The sequence below is a fragment of the Mycobacterium lehmannii genome (genome assembly GCF_002245535.1).
Classification (GTDB): Bacteria; Actinomycetota; Actinomycetes; order Mycobacteriales; family Mycobacteriaceae; genus Mycobacterium; species Mycobacterium lehmannii.
Genome location: NZ_NKCN01000009.1, coordinates 158,328 through 174,209, shown reverse-complemented (window position 1 = coordinate 174,209; position 15,882 = coordinate 158,328). Strand labels below are relative to the sequence as shown.

The 15,882-nt window shown below is 64.6% G+C and carries 13 protein-coding genes; 8 read left to right on the top strand and 5 right to left on the bottom strand.

What is annotated here, in order from left to right:
* Positions 1-455: 455 nt before the first annotated feature.
* Positions 456-1,931, bottom strand: a complete 1,476-nt coding sequence (locus CEX87_RS12710) for an FGGY-family carbohydrate kinase (RefSeq protein ID WP_094287545.1) — start codon at positions 1,929-1,931, stop codon at positions 456-458.
* An 808-nt stretch (positions 1,932-2,739) separates the two neighbouring features.
* Between CEX87_RS12710 and CEX87_RS12705 the strand changes: the two genes are divergently transcribed.
* Positions 2,740-3,495 (top strand): IclR family transcriptional regulator, encoded by a 756-nt coding sequence (locus CEX87_RS12705; protein WP_094287613.1) that lies wholly within the window; start codon positions 2,740-2,742, stop codon positions 3,493-3,495.
* A 578-nt stretch (positions 3,496-4,073) separates the two neighbouring features.
* On the opposite strand, the gene nicT is transcribed toward CEX87_RS12705, so the two are convergent.
* The 4 genes from nicT to CEX87_RS12685 form a co-directional block, all read right to left on the bottom strand.
* A complete protein-coding gene (gene nicT, locus CEX87_RS12700) occupies positions 4,074-5,174 on the bottom strand; it encodes a Nickel transporter NicT (RefSeq protein WP_094287543.1) in 1,101 nt (366 codons plus the stop codon).
* A gap of 255 nt (positions 5,175-5,429) precedes the next feature.
* Entirely contained in the window at positions 5,430-7,229 is a 1,800-nt protein-coding gene (gcl, locus tag CEX87_RS12695) for a glyoxylate carboligase (protein ID WP_094287541.1), read from the bottom strand.
* Positions 7,230-7,258: 29 nt separating this feature from the next.
* Entirely contained in the window at positions 7,259-8,143 is an 885-nt protein-coding gene (locus tag CEX87_RS12690; protein WP_233151372.1) for a 2-hydroxy-3-oxopropionate reductase, read from the bottom strand.
* Positions 8,144-8,150: 7 nt separating this feature from the next.
* On the bottom strand, positions 8,151-9,002 hold the full coding sequence (locus CEX87_RS12685) for a hydroxypyruvate isomerase family protein (RefSeq protein WP_094287537.1): 852 nt from the start codon (positions 9,000-9,002) through the stop codon (positions 8,151-8,153).
* Positions 9,003-9,375: 373 nt separating this feature from the next.
* On the opposite strand from CEX87_RS12685, the gene CEX87_RS12680 reads away from it, so the two are divergent.
* The 7 genes from CEX87_RS12680 (at position 9,376) to CEX87_RS12650 (ending at position 15,854) form a co-directional block, all read left to right on the top strand.
* Positions 9,376-9,852 (top strand): ribose-5-phosphate isomerase, encoded by a 477-nt coding sequence (locus tag CEX87_RS12680; protein ID WP_094287535.1) that lies wholly within the window; start codon positions 9,376-9,378, stop codon positions 9,850-9,852.
* A 193-nt stretch (positions 9,853-10,045) separates the two neighbouring features.
* Entirely contained in the window at positions 10,046-10,279 is a 234-nt protein-coding gene (locus CEX87_RS12675; protein ID WP_094287533.1) for a hypothetical protein, read from the top strand.
* A gap of 422 nt (positions 10,280-10,701) precedes the next feature.
* Positions 10,702-11,757 (top strand): NADH-quinone oxidoreductase subunit B family protein, encoded by a 1,056-nt coding sequence (locus tag CEX87_RS12670; protein WP_094287531.1) that lies wholly within the window; start codon positions 10,702-10,704, stop codon positions 11,755-11,757.
* 88 nt (positions 11,758-11,845) lie between these two features.
* Positions 11,846-13,642 (top strand): nickel-dependent hydrogenase large subunit, encoded by a 1,797-nt coding sequence (locus CEX87_RS12665; protein WP_094287529.1) that lies wholly within the window; start codon positions 11,846-11,848, stop codon positions 13,640-13,642.
* 3 nt (positions 13,643-13,645) lie between these two features.
* Positions 13,646-14,569, top strand: coding sequence for a NifU family protein (locus CEX87_RS12660; RefSeq protein WP_094287527.1), 924 nt, complete (start codon positions 13,646-13,648; stop codon positions 14,567-14,569).
* Entirely contained in the window at positions 14,569-15,213 is a 645-nt protein-coding gene (locus CEX87_RS12655) for a DUF5947 family protein (RefSeq protein ID WP_094287525.1), read from the top strand. The genes CEX87_RS12660 and CEX87_RS12655 overlap by 1 nt, the downstream gene beginning before the upstream one ends.
* The gene (locus tag CEX87_RS12650) at positions 15,210-15,854 is read left to right on the top strand and encodes a DUF6084 family protein (RefSeq protein ID WP_094287523.1); all 645 of its coding nucleotides are present in this window, start codon (positions 15,210-15,212) and stop codon (positions 15,852-15,854) included. Before CEX87_RS12655 ends, CEX87_RS12650 begins: the two co-directional genes overlap by 4 nt.
* Positions 15,855-15,882 lie beyond the last annotated feature (28 nt).

The window sequence follows — 15,882 nt, the reverse complement described above, 5'->3', positions numbered from 1 at the left end:
TTGTGCCACACCGCATTTCGCCGATAATAGCGATTATGGTCAACCTAGACGAGGGTCGGTGATGGGCATTTGTCATCGCAACGCCCGAGAGATCGCGCCGTCGTGGCCGCCGGAGACCCAGAGCGGGCCGGCCCTATCTGCAGCAGGATCCTTGCCAGCGCCAAAGAAGACCACAGGCTTACGGTTTCGCCGCGTTGGCCCTATGGCTGGCACACGGTCGATACGTCACTGTGACGCTATAGCGGACCCAATCATGCTGCGCGGCAGCGTCTTCGGTCCTTATTCATGGATAATCGTTATTATCCATGATAAATGTCGCGGCAACGCCGCGATCTCGTGCCCATGACAAAACGGGGTTCGCATCACCCCCGGCAGCGACACCATGTAAGCGCCTCCGACTCTATTGATGTCTGATTCGGCCCGTACTTGTGCGCCGCCAGTCGAATTCATAGCGCCTATAGCCTGGCACGGGCGTACTCGGCGATAGCGGCGTCGAGCCAGCCCCGGACCGTCAAGGCCTGTACGAAATCGGCGTAGCGCTGTCTCAGGATGTCGGCCCGGGCCGGATTTGGGGTCCGTTCGCCTCGCCGGCGCACCATAGAGGAGGCGGCCTCTGCCACGGATCGGCCGCCCAATGTCGAGGCGAGGATCGCCATACCCAAGGCGGGCTCAGCTTGCTCGGGTATGTGGACTGTTCTGCCGAGCAAGTCGGCGCGCAATTGTGTCCAGTACTCGTTGCGGGTGGCGCCGCCAGTGAAGGTCAGCATGCCGTCCGTCGGAGCGCCCAGCATGGTGATCCGATCGAAGCATAGTCGCTCCACGCAGGCTACACCGAGGAGCACCGCGGCGAACACGTGTGCATCCGTGTCGGGGTGGCCCAGCATGAATGTCTCGGCGTCGGCGGCCCGGAAGGGGAACCGCTCTCCACGCCCAATGAGCGGGTAGGCCACCGGCCCAATCGGCAACTGCGCTGCCCGGGCGGTCAGTTCGGCGAGATCGGCGTGGGCGAACCATTCCGCAATCACGCCCGCGCCGCTGTTCGACGCGCCCCCGGGAAGCCAAGTGCCGTTAAGGCCGCGGTGGCAGTAGAGTGCTCCTGCCGGGTCGCGGACCAACCGTGGTGAGACGCCCTTGAGGACCAGCGTTGTACCGAGTACTGAGTTCCACGATCCGATCTCGACGCAACCGGCGCCGAGTTGCGCCGCACAACCGTCTGTCATTCCCGCCACCACCGGTGTGCCGGCTGGAATAGCAGTCACCGCGGATGCGTGAGCGGTTACGCGACCGAGCAGGGCGCCGGGGCGCACCACCGCGGGCAGGATCTGTGGGGGAATCCCAAGCCGGTTGAGAACTTCGCTGGGCCAGCGTTCCTCGAGGAGGTGGTATCCGGATTTCAGCGCATTGCTCGTGTCAGTCGGCCCCGGACGACCGATGAGCCGGGCAGTGATCAGGTCCGCCTGGTGGCACAACCGGACCGTCTCATTCGCCAGGTGGGGATGTGTGTTTAACAGCCACAACAGCTTGGGCAGGGCCCAGGAGGGCTGCATGTGCTCATATCCAAGCTCGCGCCACAAGGGTGCGCCGATGTCCTCGACGAGGACGGCCTCCTGGACTGCTCGCGCGTCGTCATACATCAGCGCTTCGGTGCGCGGATGACCGGCGCGGTCAACCAGCAGGACCGTGCCTGAGGTGGCGGCGACGGCGAGCGCCCCCACCGTGTCGGCGTGCACGTCGGCCAAGGCCGCGCGCGTGGCCGCGGCCACCGCGGCCCACCATTGCTCGGGATCCTGCTGATGCCGACGACCGCAGCGGGTACTGGTCAGGGCTGCCCGACCCGTCCCGAAGACTTCGCCGTCGTCGTTAACGACGAGCGCGCGAGCATGCTGGGTGCCTAAGTCCAGCCCCAGCCATAGCGGCTGCCTGACCGGCATCAGGTATCCATCGGACCGAACCGCGGGTCAAACGCGGGGTACTGACCACAGGGATACACAGCGCATTTCACGCTAACCACGGCCACGTATACTGCCACCCAAGTTGCCGTCAGCCGTTCGGCCGAGTACTTGCGCGGATTCGCCGTGCAACTGCCAAACACCGCACTCCCGTAGGTTAACGACCTCATTGGGACCTTCAAGCGTTCTGCACGAGCTACCGCCCAGTCCGCGCCATTTGAAATGCGGACGCACGTCGAGCGTTTCCAATACCAGGTTCAGCTTGGACCTCCCAACGCCCCGGTTGAGCAGTCGGTTGCCCACGACATTGCCGCCAGATCTCTGATGGCTCAACCCCTGACCGAGTAGCAACGCGGGGGAAGCCCTACTAGCAGCAGCAGGTTCATGGGCCGAGACTGTGTTCACCTGAAATTCGGCGATGTTGAGATCGCGTTCCGCGAGATTCTTCTTTGTGACGGGCTCTGCCTTCGATCGCCTCGGGCGAAGTGCAATATGTGCTGACGAGGCCCCGGGCTTGACCAGTCAGCCCTTGATGAAGAAGCTGGCCGTTGACAGCGCCAAGAATGGCGAGCTTTCCCTTGGAGCCGTGAAGCAGATGAGGTCATCAGCTTCGGCGGACTGGCACCAGGGTGTCGCGCTTGGGTCGGCTTGGACCCTCAACGGCGCACAGCAGCGGCATGCTTCCAGTGCCGGTGCGATACACCGGCCTGCTGGCGTACGGGATATCGTTGATGAGCCGGTTTCGTATGGCGGAAATGTGGAGCAACTGTCGGCGGTGGAACAGAGGGTGATGACCAAGTCGCAGGCCTCGAATGGTGTGCAGTCGGTGGAGCGCGCTTTCGACGTCCTAGAGATCATGGCCGCTGTCGGCGAACCAATTGGGTTGAGCGAACTTGCTGCCGAGGCTGATTTGCCGATTCCCACCATCCACAGACTGGTCAGCACTGTCTTGCGCAGGGGCTACGTCCGTCAGCTGCCGAATAAACAGTACGCTTTGGGCCCGCGGCTCATTCGGCTCGGTCAGGGCGCCAGCCAACAGTTTGGACCGTCGTCGCGAAGCCAACTGGCCAGCCTTGTCCAGGAGATTGGTGAAACCGCAAACATGGCGGTATTGGACATCGATATGGCGGTATATGTTGCTCAGGTCGCCTCGAACCACACCATGCGAACATTCATTGAGGTGGGACGCCGGGTCCATCTGCATTGCACCGGTGTGGGGAAGGCTTTACTTCTGCAGATGCCCGAGCAGAGCGTGCGGTCACTGATAGCACGGGTCGGCTTGCCGCGCTTTACCGAAAATTCCATCACCGATGTCGAGGCGCTGAACGCCGATATCGCGCGTAGTCGCGTTCGTGGGTTCGCCATCGATGACGGCGAACAGGAGATCGGTGTTCGGTGCTTTGCGGTGCCTGTGCCTGGGGCACCGATTCCAACTGCCATCTCGGTGTCTGGGCCCGCCATCCGACTCCGGTTGGACGCCGCGGAGCGGGTCGCTCCAGTCATGCAGCGGGCAGCCAAGGAGCTGAGTACAGCCTTCCAAGGGTGAAGCTAGCTGCGACAAAACTGCAGACGGCAGGCAGCGACTCGTTTCGACCGCGCTCGCCCAGATCTGCACGGATCACCTGGGACCGATCGTCGACTGCCGACGTCGATCGAGCCGTCGTCGGTACCTCTGGCGTGTACTTCAGCTTGCACAGCCTCGAGTTGGCCGCTGCCTGCGTCGATGCACGGGAGCTGGCCGCAGCGCGTCGGGGCGCTCGACGGCAATCGACCAGTTCGCGCTGCACCTTGCCCAACAGCCCGCGGAGTGTGGCGCTCGTGATTTCGGCGCCGAGCATCACGGCGTCGGTGTTTGCGGCCTTCGGGTCAGTCAGCCGGACGCATGGCCCGCCGAACTCACTCTGCTCGCAGATCGCCAAGCCGCTATTTGACATACGGTCGTCGAGAATCGAGGTGCCCGAACCTAGTGTTGATCATCGCGATGTCGAAGTGAGCCATGGTCGTCATGCTGCACCGACAGGAACACGTCGTGTTTGGCGCCCGGCCATCGTGCCGATCGACGCTGACCTGGACCGAGGACTGCGCCCTTTTCTGCGGTGTGTATAGTACTTTTGCCTCCGATCGCTAGGCGGAAATCTCTGGGGCCCAGCGCTTCTCGACCCGCCCGAGGCGCCAGACCGCAAGGACGATCGCCCAAGCCGCAGCGAACAGGCCGACGATCATGAAGCCGACGAACCCGAGGTTCGCCGACCCCATCGCAGCCAGCGGACCAGACTCTATATCGAGGCAGTCCGCCAGCAGGCCGGCGAGCATGATGACGCCGATGGCCAGTGCGACGACCACCGACAGCACCGTCACCGTCAGGTTGTAGTACACCTGGCGCACCGGCGCTAGGAATGCCCAGCCGTAGGCCCGCGACATGAGAATTCCGTCGAGCGCGTCGAACAGACTCATGCCGGCCGCAAACAGCACGGGCAACACCAGGATGGCGTACCACGGCAGCGTGAACGCCGCAGCTCCCGCAGCCAGCACCAGCAGCGCCACCTGGGTCGCCGTATCCAAGCTAAGGCCCATCAGCAGCCCAACCGGGTATAGGTGCCAGGGCTTGCTCACCCGGCGAATAACCCGGGCGAATAGTCGTGCCAGGAAGCCGCGGTTCTCAAGTTGCCTTTCGAATGCGGTCTCATCGAAGTCACCGCTGCGCATCCGGCGAAACACTTTGGTGATGCCCACCGCGGCGAACAGATTCAACAGCCCAATCAGAATGAGGAAAGTACCCGCAACAAGGGAGCCCACCAGTCCCAGTGTCTGCAACAGTAGCGAGCCCTCGTGCTGCACCGGTCCCACAATGGCGCGCACACCGATCGCCAACATGAACGCCAGCCCGAACACGACGCTCGAGTGCCCCAGCGAGAACCAGAACCCGGTCGACAACGAGCGAGTGCCCTCCCCGACCAGCTTGCGGGTGGTGTTGTCGATCACCGCGATGTGATCGGCGTCGAAGGCGTGCCGCACGCCAAGCAGGTAAGCGGTCGCGCCCAGTCCGACGCCGAAGACACCCGCCGAGCCAAGCGTGATGTGCTGCGGCGCCACCGCGAGAACCAGCACTCCCCAGCCAAGTAAGTGAAGCGCCAAGACGACGCCCGCCCCCGCGGCAATCGTGGTCCGATCGGTTCGGTCGAGTCGGCGGGAAACGATTGTTTCTTGCTGGTCGACGATGGTCACGGGGTCTGACCCTACGATCCGGGTGTGAGCTGGCTGGGCAATGACGTCGGCCACGTCTGCGCGGTTGCTGCGCGACGCGGTGCCCTTATCGATGTCGTGTCCACACCTGCCCTATTGGGGTGCAACAGAAGTGCGCGGTGGTGGGTCCGCTGTCGTTGATGCATTCGTCGATCGCTACGGTCGACGCCCTGGACCAATCACCTCCGGACGGATCTAAGCTGGGCGAGCGGCCAGTCCTTTGTGCGCCGATCGGGGCTAGTCGAAGAGGGCGTAGGCCGACGGGGACTCGTCGAGATGATCTGCCAGCGGCTCGAACTCGACAATGTTGTCGAGGTCGGTACCCATCGCGATGTTCGTGATCCGTTCGAGGAAGATTTCCACCACGACGGGGACTTTGTGTTCGCCTGCAAGCGATTTGGCGCGATTGAGCGCTGACGCGATGTCGCCGGGCTCCGTCACGCGGATAGCCTTGCAGCCAAGACCCTCGGCGACGCGGACATGGTCCACACCGTAACCCTTGGGCATGGCGAGCGGTTCGGCGTCGTTCTCCTGGACGTTGATGTTGTCGAAGGCGAGCGACACGTGGTAGTCCATGTCGAACTGCCGTTGCGCCTGACGGATCAGCCCGAGATAGGAGTTGTTCACCACGACGTGGATATACGGCAGATTGAACTGGGCACCAACCGCCAATTCCTCGATGAGGAACTGGAAGTCGTAGTCGCCGGACAGTCCCACGACGGTTGCCGTCGGGTCGGCCGCCACGACTCCAAGCGCCGCAGGCAATGTCCAGCCGAGCGGCCCGGCTTGTCCGCAGTTGATCCAGCCCCGTTGCCGATAGACCTGCAGAAACTGACCGCCGGCGATTTGCGATAGCCCAATTGCACTGACATAGCGGGTATCGCGGCCGAAGACCTTGTTCATCTCCTGGTAGACACGCTGGGGTTTGACCGGTACGTCATCGAAATGGGTCTTACGGTGCATGGTGCGCTTGCGGTTGAGGCACTCCTGCACCCACGAGCCGCGATCGGGCAGCAGCCCACCGGCACGGCGCTCGCGGGCGATGTCGACCATCTGTTCCAGGGCAGCCTTGGCGTCGGATACGATGCTGTAGGCTGGAGCGAAGACACGCCCGATCTGTGTGGGCTCGATGTCAACATGTACGAATGTACGTCCTCTGCAATATGTTTCGAGTCCGCCGGTATGTCTGTTCGCCCACCGATTGCCGATGCCCAGCACGAAGTCGGATGCCAGCATGGTCGCGTTGCCGTAGCGGTGCGCGGTATGCAGTCCCGCCATGCCCGCGGCGAGTCGATGGTCGTCGGGAATCGCGCCCCAACCCATCAGGGTGGGGACCACCGGAACGTCGAGCAGTTCGGCGAGTTCGACGAGCAAGTCCTCTCCCGCGGCGTTGACAACTCCGCCGCCGGCGATGATCACCGGGCGTTGCGCGGCTGCCATCATGTTCAGGGCCTTTTCTGCTTGAGCCCGCGTTGCCCTGGGCTTGTAGATCGGCAGCGGCGCATAGGTGTCTGGATCGAAGTCGATTTCGGCGAGCTGCACATCGAGCGGAAGATCGATCAGCACCGGGCCGGGCCGACCCGATCGCATGAGGTGAAACGCCTGTGCGAACGCCCCTGGGACCTGCCCGGGCTCGAGCACCGTCATCGCCATCTTGGTAACCGGGGCGGCGATGGCGGCGATGTCGACAGCCTGGAAATCCTCTTTGTGCAGCCGCGCGGTCGGTGCCTGCCCGGTGATGGCCAGAATCGGGATTGAATCCGCCGCCGCCGAGTACAGGCCAGTGATCATGTCGGTGCCAGCCGGGCCGGACGTGCCGACGCAGATCCCGATGTTTCCTGCCGCGGCCCGGGTATAGCCTTCTGCCATGTGGCTAGCGCCCTCGACGTGGCGGGCCAGGATGTGTTTGATCCCTCCGTGCGCGCGCATCGCGGAGTAGAACGGATTTATTGCCGCTCCGGGCAGCCCGAAAGTTTGAGTTGCGCCCTCTAATTCGAGTATTTTGACCGCCGCGTCGACGGCGCGCATGCGTGGCATTGGTACTCCCTGTGATCCCGGGTTGGATTTCAGTCGCGTTGCTGACCGGAAAGCCGCGCCACTGTCCGGAACAGAGCCGAATGGTCGAGGCCGCCGTCGCCGTTAGCGCGCGCGGCCGCCATCAGCTGGGCGACCGCGGAGCCTATCGGTATGACAGCTCCGGTTTCCCGCGCGGCGCTGGTCACGATGCCGAGATCCTTGTGGTGCAGGTCGATGCGGAAGCCTGGCTCGAAGGAGCGGTCGAGCATCTTTTGTGCCTTCTGGTCGAGCACGGCCGACCCGGCGAGGCCCCCGGCCAGCACGCGAACGGCCGCGGCGGTATCGACGCCATGAGCCTCAAGAAACACGATGGCCTCGGCCAGCAGGGCGATGTTGCCGGCCACGACGAGCTGATTCGCGGCCTTCACCGTCTGACCCGAGCCGTTGGGGCCGACGTGGACAATGGTCTTGCCGACGGCGTCGAGGATGGGTTTGGCCGCGGCCACGTCGTCGGCAGCCCCGCCGACCATGATTGACAGCGTCGCGTTGATGGCTCCGGTTTCCCCACCCGAAACGGGAGCGTCAACGAGCCGCAGCCCCCGCCGGGCAGCCTCCGCCGCCAACTCGGTGGTGACGTCGGGCCGGATGCTGGAGAAGTCGATGATCAAGGTGCCCGCCCGGGCGTTGTCGAAGACGCCGCCTTCCCCGGCAAGGACGTCGCGCACATCCGGCGAGTCCGGAACCATCACCGCGACGACCTCGGCGTCGGCCACCGCGGCCGCGATCGAGTCGGCCGCCGAACCACCGGCTTCCACCAGGGCCGCCGTGCGCTCAAGCGACCTGTTGTACCCGATGACCCGGTGACCGGCCTGGGCCAGGTGGGCAGCCATGGGGCTGCCCATGATTCCGAGGCCGATGAATCCGATGGTGCTCACGGCTGCCTCAGTTCTGTGACGACGAAGCACGCATTTCGCCGTCGCGTGCCGATCGCCGCAGGCGCGGGAGCCAGTCGAAGGGATCCGGGAGGGTGGCCTTGTACTCAAGCCCGATGTATCCGCGGTAGCCGTTGGCGGCGAGCTGATCGAGATAGCCCGCCAAGTCGAGCGTGCCGGTGCCGGGCTCTCCGCGCCCGGGCGCGTCGGCGATCTGTACATGGCCGATCCGGTGGGCGTAGGTGTCGAGGACCGAGCCGACGTCGTCGCCGTTGACGGCCAGGTGGTAGAGGTCGGCGAGGAGCCGCAAGTTCTGCACCCTGTGGTCGCAATCGGCGACCACGCGGTCGATGACTTCAACGGCGTCTGCCGCCTTTTTGAGCGGGTAGGCCGGCGCGCCACTGACCGGCTCCACGAGCACAACCGCGCCGATCCGGTCGGCCGCGCGGGCCGCGTACGCCAGGTTCTGAACGGCGATCTCGTCCTGCACCGCAGGGTCCGCGCCGTTAATGCGGTTGCCGTACAACGCGTTGAGGGCCTTGGTGCCCAGCGCTTCGGCGACGCCCACCGCGACGTCGACGTTGTCGCGGAAGATGGTGCTGCGCGATGGATCCGACAGGATGCCCCGTTCGCCGGCGGCCATGTCGCCTGCGGCGAAGTTGAGCCCCGATAACGTCACCCCAGTATCGGCGATAGCGCGAATGAAGGCTTGTGTCTCGCGGTCGGACGGCACTGGCTCGGTGAACGGCCACCAGAATTCGACTGCGTCGAAGCCCGCGTCTCGGGCGGCGCCCGGCCGTTCGAGCAGCGGACGGTCGGTCAGCAGAATCGAGCAGTTGACCGTATATGCGGCGGTCGTCACGGCGAGTTCCTTCCTGCATACGGCACTGCGCTGCGTCGGCGGCCGAACACACCGGATTTCGTATAGTGGAAATCTATTTTCACGATGGGTTCAGTTCAGCCTGTGACGGGAGCCTTTGTCAAGGGCAGGGACGAGATCGCCCCGCGCCGGCCCGCGGCAGCCGACCTGATTCAAAATGTTCACGGGGGTCATGCTCGCGATGCGGCTTTATTCGCCCGACCGTCACGACACACCCTGGCCACACGCGCGAGCGCGTCCACGGCCATGATCGATCCGAAACAGGCCGGACCAAACCTGCGAGGGGTCGCTCCCTTGCGCACGGCAAAACGGGATCACCGTCGGTATCCATCCAAGGCTCTGACAAGATAGCGGCATGCGCGTCTACCTGGGCTCCGACCACGCCGGATATGAACTCAAAGAGCACATCATGAGCCACCTGCAAGAAAGCGGACACGATCCGGTTGACTGCGGTGCATATACCGACGACCCCAATGACGACTACCCCCCGTTCTGCATCGCCGCGGCTATGGGCACCGTCGGCGACCCCGGCAGCCGGGGCATTGTGCTGGGCGGCTCGGGCAACGGTGAGCAGATCGCGGCGAACAAGGTGCAAGGCATCCGCTGTGCTTTGGCATGGAACACCGAAACCGCGGCGCTTGCCCGTGAGCACAACGACGCTCAAATGGTCAGCATCGGCGCGCGGATGCACAGCGTCGAGGACGCGCTGGCCATCGTGGACACTTTTCTTGCCACCTCTTTTTCGAAAGGAGAACGCCACCAGCGGCGTATCGACATCTTGACGGACTACGAGCGCACTGGTCGTGCGCCTGCCGTTCCCGGGGCGAGCTAGCGAAAGCAGCCTGCGCGTGGCGCGTGACCTCGCGGCGGCCGCGCCAACGCCGACAAGCGGGCGGTCGCCCGCATCGACGACCCCCGGTGTCCGCCAACCCCTGTTGAACCAGACCGGCCAGACAGCGTTTACATCGTCACCCGTGAGGGTAGCCTCCGCCCGTCCGTTTCCAGAACGATGGGGGTTTAGTTCCGTGGCCGATTTGCCGCATGTCAGCGAGTTCGAGGTGAAGGTGGAGCAACACGAAAGTGGTTGGGCGGTAGTCACTTTCGGAGATGGTGTCCGTTCGGTGATCAGCCACCATCCAGACAAGGCTGCAGCCGACTATGCCGCAGAGCAGTTGCAGCGGACAGCTACCCGTCACGTCGGCGCGGCAGAGCGGGTCGCGCCGGACCCGGCGAAATATCCCGGGGACCAAGTTCAGTGAGAGTGCGCCCAGGGCGATTGGCCGTCGCCGCAGCTTTGCGGGGCAGCGGCCGTCCGCGGTTGGCATCGATGGCGACCGGCATCGGATCGGGCCGCTGTCGACGGGAGGGCCTGGGTGAGCGCTTCCATGATCGGAGGCGACCGTCAATCATGCGGGGGTCGGCCTGGATTCTGAAATTGTTGGCGGTTCGGGCTAATTCATCAATGAAATGGTTAAGCTTTGCCTCCCACCGCGACGCAGGCACAATAGCGCAACACGGCGCGATGCACCTCCGTTCAAGCAAATAGCGTTGGCACCGCGCCAGGTACTTGACAGGGGTTTCTGGGCGGAGTAATTCCAGAGGTAGTACCGCGCAAGTGGGTCGAGAGTCGACTCCTGTGGTGCCAGGGGTCGCCAGCCCCGGCCCCGGAAAGCTGTGACGTATGCCAACGGCGGCAGCAGTCAAAGCGGAAGAGGCGTTGATTCATGTGCTGTGGATCAACGCGGGATTGAGTTGTGACGGCGATTCGGTGGCGCTGACTGCCGCCACCCAACCCAGTATCGAGGAGATCGCGCTCGGCGCGCTTCCAGGTCTGCCCAAGATCGCCGTGCATTGGCCGTTAATCGATTTCGAATGCGGACCGGAGGGCGGCGCCGACGATTTTCTCGCGTGGTTCTTCAAGGCCGATCGAGGCGACTTGGAACCGTTCGTTTTGGTCGTCGAGGGGTCGATCCCGAATGAGAAGATCAAGAACGAAGGGTATTGGTGCGGGTTCGGCAACGACCCGGCCACCGGGCAGCCGATAACCACCAGCGAGTGGCTGGACCGGCTGGCGCCCAAGGCCACCGCGATCGTCGCGGCCGGTACCTGTGCGACCTATGGCGGGATCCATGCGATGGCCGGTAATCCCACCGGAGCGATGGGCGTCCCGGATTATCTGGGGTGGGACTGGAAGAGCAAGGCCGGCATCCCGATCGTGTGTGTACCCGGTTGCCCGGTTCACCCGGACAATTTCGCCGAGACGCTGACGTATCTGCTGTACATGGCCACCGACCAGGCGCCGATGATTCCGCTGGACGATGCGCTTCGCCCCAAGTGGCTGTTCGGCAACACCGTGCACGAAGGGTGTGACCGGGCGGGCTACTACGAGCAGGGCGACTTCGCCACGGAGTACGGCTCTCCGAAATGCATTGTGAAGCTGGGTTGCTGGGGTCCGGTCGTCAAGTGCAACGTGCCCAAGCGCGGTTGGATGGCCGGCATCGGCGGGTGCCCGAACGTGGGCGGCATTTGCATCGGGTGCACGATGCCGGGCTTCCCGGACAAGTTCATGCCGTTCATGGATGAGCCACCGGGCGGCAAGCTCACGTCGACCGCGTCGGGTTTGTATGGGTCTCTGATTCGCCCCCTGCGGCGCATATCGGGTCGCACGCTCGACAAAGAACCGAAGTGGCGCCATCCCGGCACGCAACTCACCACCGGAGCGGCCCGCACCTGGTAGGTGCGGGCCTCCCCCCGGGCCAACAGGCATGGTCCAACTTGTCGTAATGCTGTGCAACACCGGTCATTAGAGGAAAGAGAACAGTTCGATGACTACAACTATCCCCGAGCCGTCACACATCAAGCGGGACCCCGGTCAGCTGGTGGAGATGGCGTGGGATCCCATCACCCGCATCGTGGGCAGCCTCGGCATCTACACCAAGATCGATTTCGAGAACCGCGAGGTCGTCGAGTGCCACAGTACGTCGTCGATCTTCCGGGGCTATTCAATCTTCATGAAGGGCAAGGATCCTCGCGACGCGCACTTCATCACCAGCCGCATCTGCGGCATCTGCGGCGACAACCACTGCACCTGCTCGGTCTACACGCAGAACATGGCCTACGGGGTTCAGCCGCCACACATCGCCGAATGGATCATGAACCTCGGCGAGGCCGCGGAATACCTGTTCGACCACAACATCTTTCAAGAGAACCTGGTCGGCGTCGACTACTGCGAGAAGATGGTCAAGGAGACCAACCCCGGTGTGCTGGCCAAGGCCGAGAACACCCAGGCGCCGCAAGCCGACGCACACGGGTACCGCACCATCGCCGACATCATGCGTTCACTCAACCCGTTCACCGGCGACTTCTACCGGGAGGCACTAGTCGTCAGCCGCTTGACCCGGGAGATGTTCTGCCTGATGGAGGGCCGCCATGTGCACCCGTCGACGCTGTATCCGGGTGGCGTCGGCACCGTCGCCACCATCCAGCTGATGACCGACTACATCACCAGGCTCATGCGCTACGTCGAGTTCATGAAGAAGGTCGTCCCAATGCACGACGACCTGTTCGACTTCTTCTACGAGGCGCTGCCCGGCTACGACCAGGTCGGATTGCGGCGCACCCTGCTGGGTTGCTGGGGCTCCTTCCAGGATCCCGAGTACTGCAACTTCTCCTACAAGGACATGGAGATGTGGGGCAACAAGATGTTCGTCACGCCCGGCGTGGTGATCGACGGCAAGTTGCACACCCACTCCCTGGTCGACATCAACCTCGGAATCCGGATCCTGTTGGGCAGCTCGTATTACGACGACTGGACCGATCAGGAGATGTTCGTCAAGACCGATCCGCTGGGCAACCCGGTCGACCGGCGGCATCCGTGGAATCAGCACACGAATCCGCGTCCGCAGAAGCGCGACTTGGAGGACAAGTACAGCTGGGTGATGTCGCCGCGCTGGTTCGACGGCAAGGACAATTTGGCGCTCGATACGGGCGGCGGGCCGCTGGCCCGGCTATGGGCGACCGCGCTGGCCGGCCTAGTGGACATCGGCTACGTCAAGGCGACGGGCCGCAGTGTGCAGATCAACCTGCCCAAGACCGCGCTCAAGGGACCGGTCTCATTCGAGTGGAAGGTGCCGCCGCAAGGCAGCAACACGATCGAGCGCAACCGTGCCCGCACGTACTTCCAGGCCTACGCCGCCGCGTGCGCGCTGCACTTCGCCGAGAAGGCGCTGGTCGAAATCCGGGCGGGCCGCACCAAGACCTGGGAGAAGTTCGAGGTGCCCGACGAGGGCATCGGCTGTGGCTTCACCGAGGCGGTGCGCGGGGTGCTCAGCCACCACATGGTGATCCGCGACGGGAAGATCGCCAACTACCACCCCTATCCGCCGACGCCGTGGAACGCCAGCCCGCGGGACAGCTACGGCACGCCCGGGCCGTACGAAGATGCGGTGCAGGGCCAGCCGATCTTCGAGGAGAACGACCGCGAGCACTTCAAGGGCATCGACGTGATGCGCACAGTGCGCAGTTTCGACCCGTGTCTGCCGTGCGGGGTGCACATGTACCTGGGGAAGGGCAAGACCCTGGACCTTGTGCACTCCCCCACCCAGTCCGCGACCGTGGAGTGATGCATGGGCCCGTCTGGATCGCCAGTCCCGGACGAAGTCCTTGATGACGCCCGGTGGCGCACGGCGGGCGATCGGATCCAAACCCTGCTCGACGCGTCCTCCTCGGGAGGCGCGGTCGCGCGGGAACGCGCGGAGCGGCTGGTCCGTGAGGTCACCGACCTCTACGGGGCGGCGCTGGAGCGAATGATAGACGTGGCGTTGGCCGCCAATCCGGAACTTGCGGACCGGTTTGCGGCCGATGACCTCGTCGCCAGCCTGCTGTTGGTGCACGGGCTGCACCCGCACGATGTCGAGCGGCGGGTGACGCAAGCCCTGGACAGTGTGCGGCCCTACCTGGGTTCGCACGGCGGCGACGTGTCGTTGCTTGGGGTCCACGACGGTGTCGTGCGGCTACAGTTCCAGGGCAGCTGCAAGAGCTGCCCGTCCTCGTCGGTGACCCTGGAGCTGGCCGTCGAGGACGCCGTCAGAGCCGCGGCACCCGAGATCGAGTCGATCGAAGTTGTTGCCGCGGAAGAGGATCCCGGCCGCAGTGTCATTCCGGCGGACTCGCTGATGGCTCGGGTACGCACCGACGTCCACCGTGCGACGGCTTGGCAGCCGGTCCCGGAACTGGTCGACTTGAGCGACGGCGAAGTCGGCGGCTTCCGGGTGTCCGGGGTGACGGCACTGGCGTGCCGGGTGGCTGGCGACCTTGCCGGGCGGAGCGGCGGGAACATCTACGCCTACCGCGACCGATGTCCAAGCTGCACCGGTACATTGGCGGGTGCGCGGCTCTCCGGTGCTGTGCTGAGGTGCCCGGGGTGCGGTGCCGGCTTCGATGTGGTTCACGCCGGCGCCGAGATCGGCGGCGACAACCACCTCGAGCCGATACCCGTGCTGGTGCGCGACGGCGTGCTGTCGATGGCCGTGCCGCAAGAGGTGGCCTGATGCGCGGCGCCGGCAATGTCACCGACGTCCTGTCCCGGATCCGCGCCAGCCGCACAACGCCCGAGCCGGCCGGTGAGCGCTGCGAGATGTGCGCGGAGGCCATCACCGACGAACACCAGCATGTGGTGAACATCGAAGGCCGCCAACTGATGTGCGTCTGCCGCGGCTGCTACCTGCTGTTCACCGACACCGGCGCCGACCTGCGTTATCGCGCCGTCCCGGACCGCTACCTCACGTTCGGTGACTTCGCGTTGGAACGCCGGCAGTGGGAGGCGCTGCAAATCCCGGTCGGTCTCGCGTTCTTCTTCCACAACTCCGCGCTCGGGCGCACCGTGGCCTTCTACCCTGGCCCGGCCGGCGCCACCGAGTCCGAGCTCGATCTGCACGCGTGGAACGACATCCGCGCCGCCGATCCCCGCGTGGACATGCTCGCCAAGGACACCGAAGCGCTGCTCGTGCGGGTGCCCCAGGACGAAAGCGCTTCCCCGCTCGGTTATTTGGTGCCGATCGACGCCTGCTACGAGTTCGTCGGCCGGCTGCGGATGATGTGGCGCGGCTTCGACGGCGGGCGGGACGTCCGCAACTACATGGCCGAGTTCTTCGAGCTGCTCGAGGCCCGCGGCCAGGTGGTGGACCGCGAATGAGCGATGTCACGTTCGCCGTCCTCGACGTCACGCCCGAACCATACGCTGTGACGCCGATCCTGACCGCACGCATCGGCATCGCCTCAGTCGCCGAGGAACCCGTGCATGCGATCGCGCTGAAGTGCCAGGTGCGCATCGAACCGTCGCGGCGGACATACACCGACGACGAGGCCGCCGAGCTCATGGACCTGTTCGGGCCCCGAGATCGCTGGGCGGCCACCCAGCACTCCTTCCTGTGGCAGCACGCCACCGCGATGGTGCCCGGCTTCACCGGTGCCACCCAGGTCGACATGCCGCTGCAGTGCACGTATGACTTCGAGGTCTCAGCGGCCAAATACCTACATGCGCTGCGCGACGGCACCGTCCCGCTGCAATTCCTGTTCAGCGGAACAGTTTTCAGCCCCGGCAGCCGCGGCTTCGCCGTCCAGCAGGTGCCCTGGGACCGCGAGGAACGCTACGACATGCCCGTGAAGGTGTGGCGCGACCTGATGCGCCAGCACTTCCCGAACACCGGATGGCTGCGGTTGGACCGCGACACCATCGACGCGCTGGCCGCGTATCGAACCGCGCACGGGCTGCTGGGCTTCGACGCCGCGATCACCTCCCTGCTGGCGGACAGTTCGGCGAGGGAGCTGAGGTGAGCACAGCCGACGCGAACAGCGATAGGGC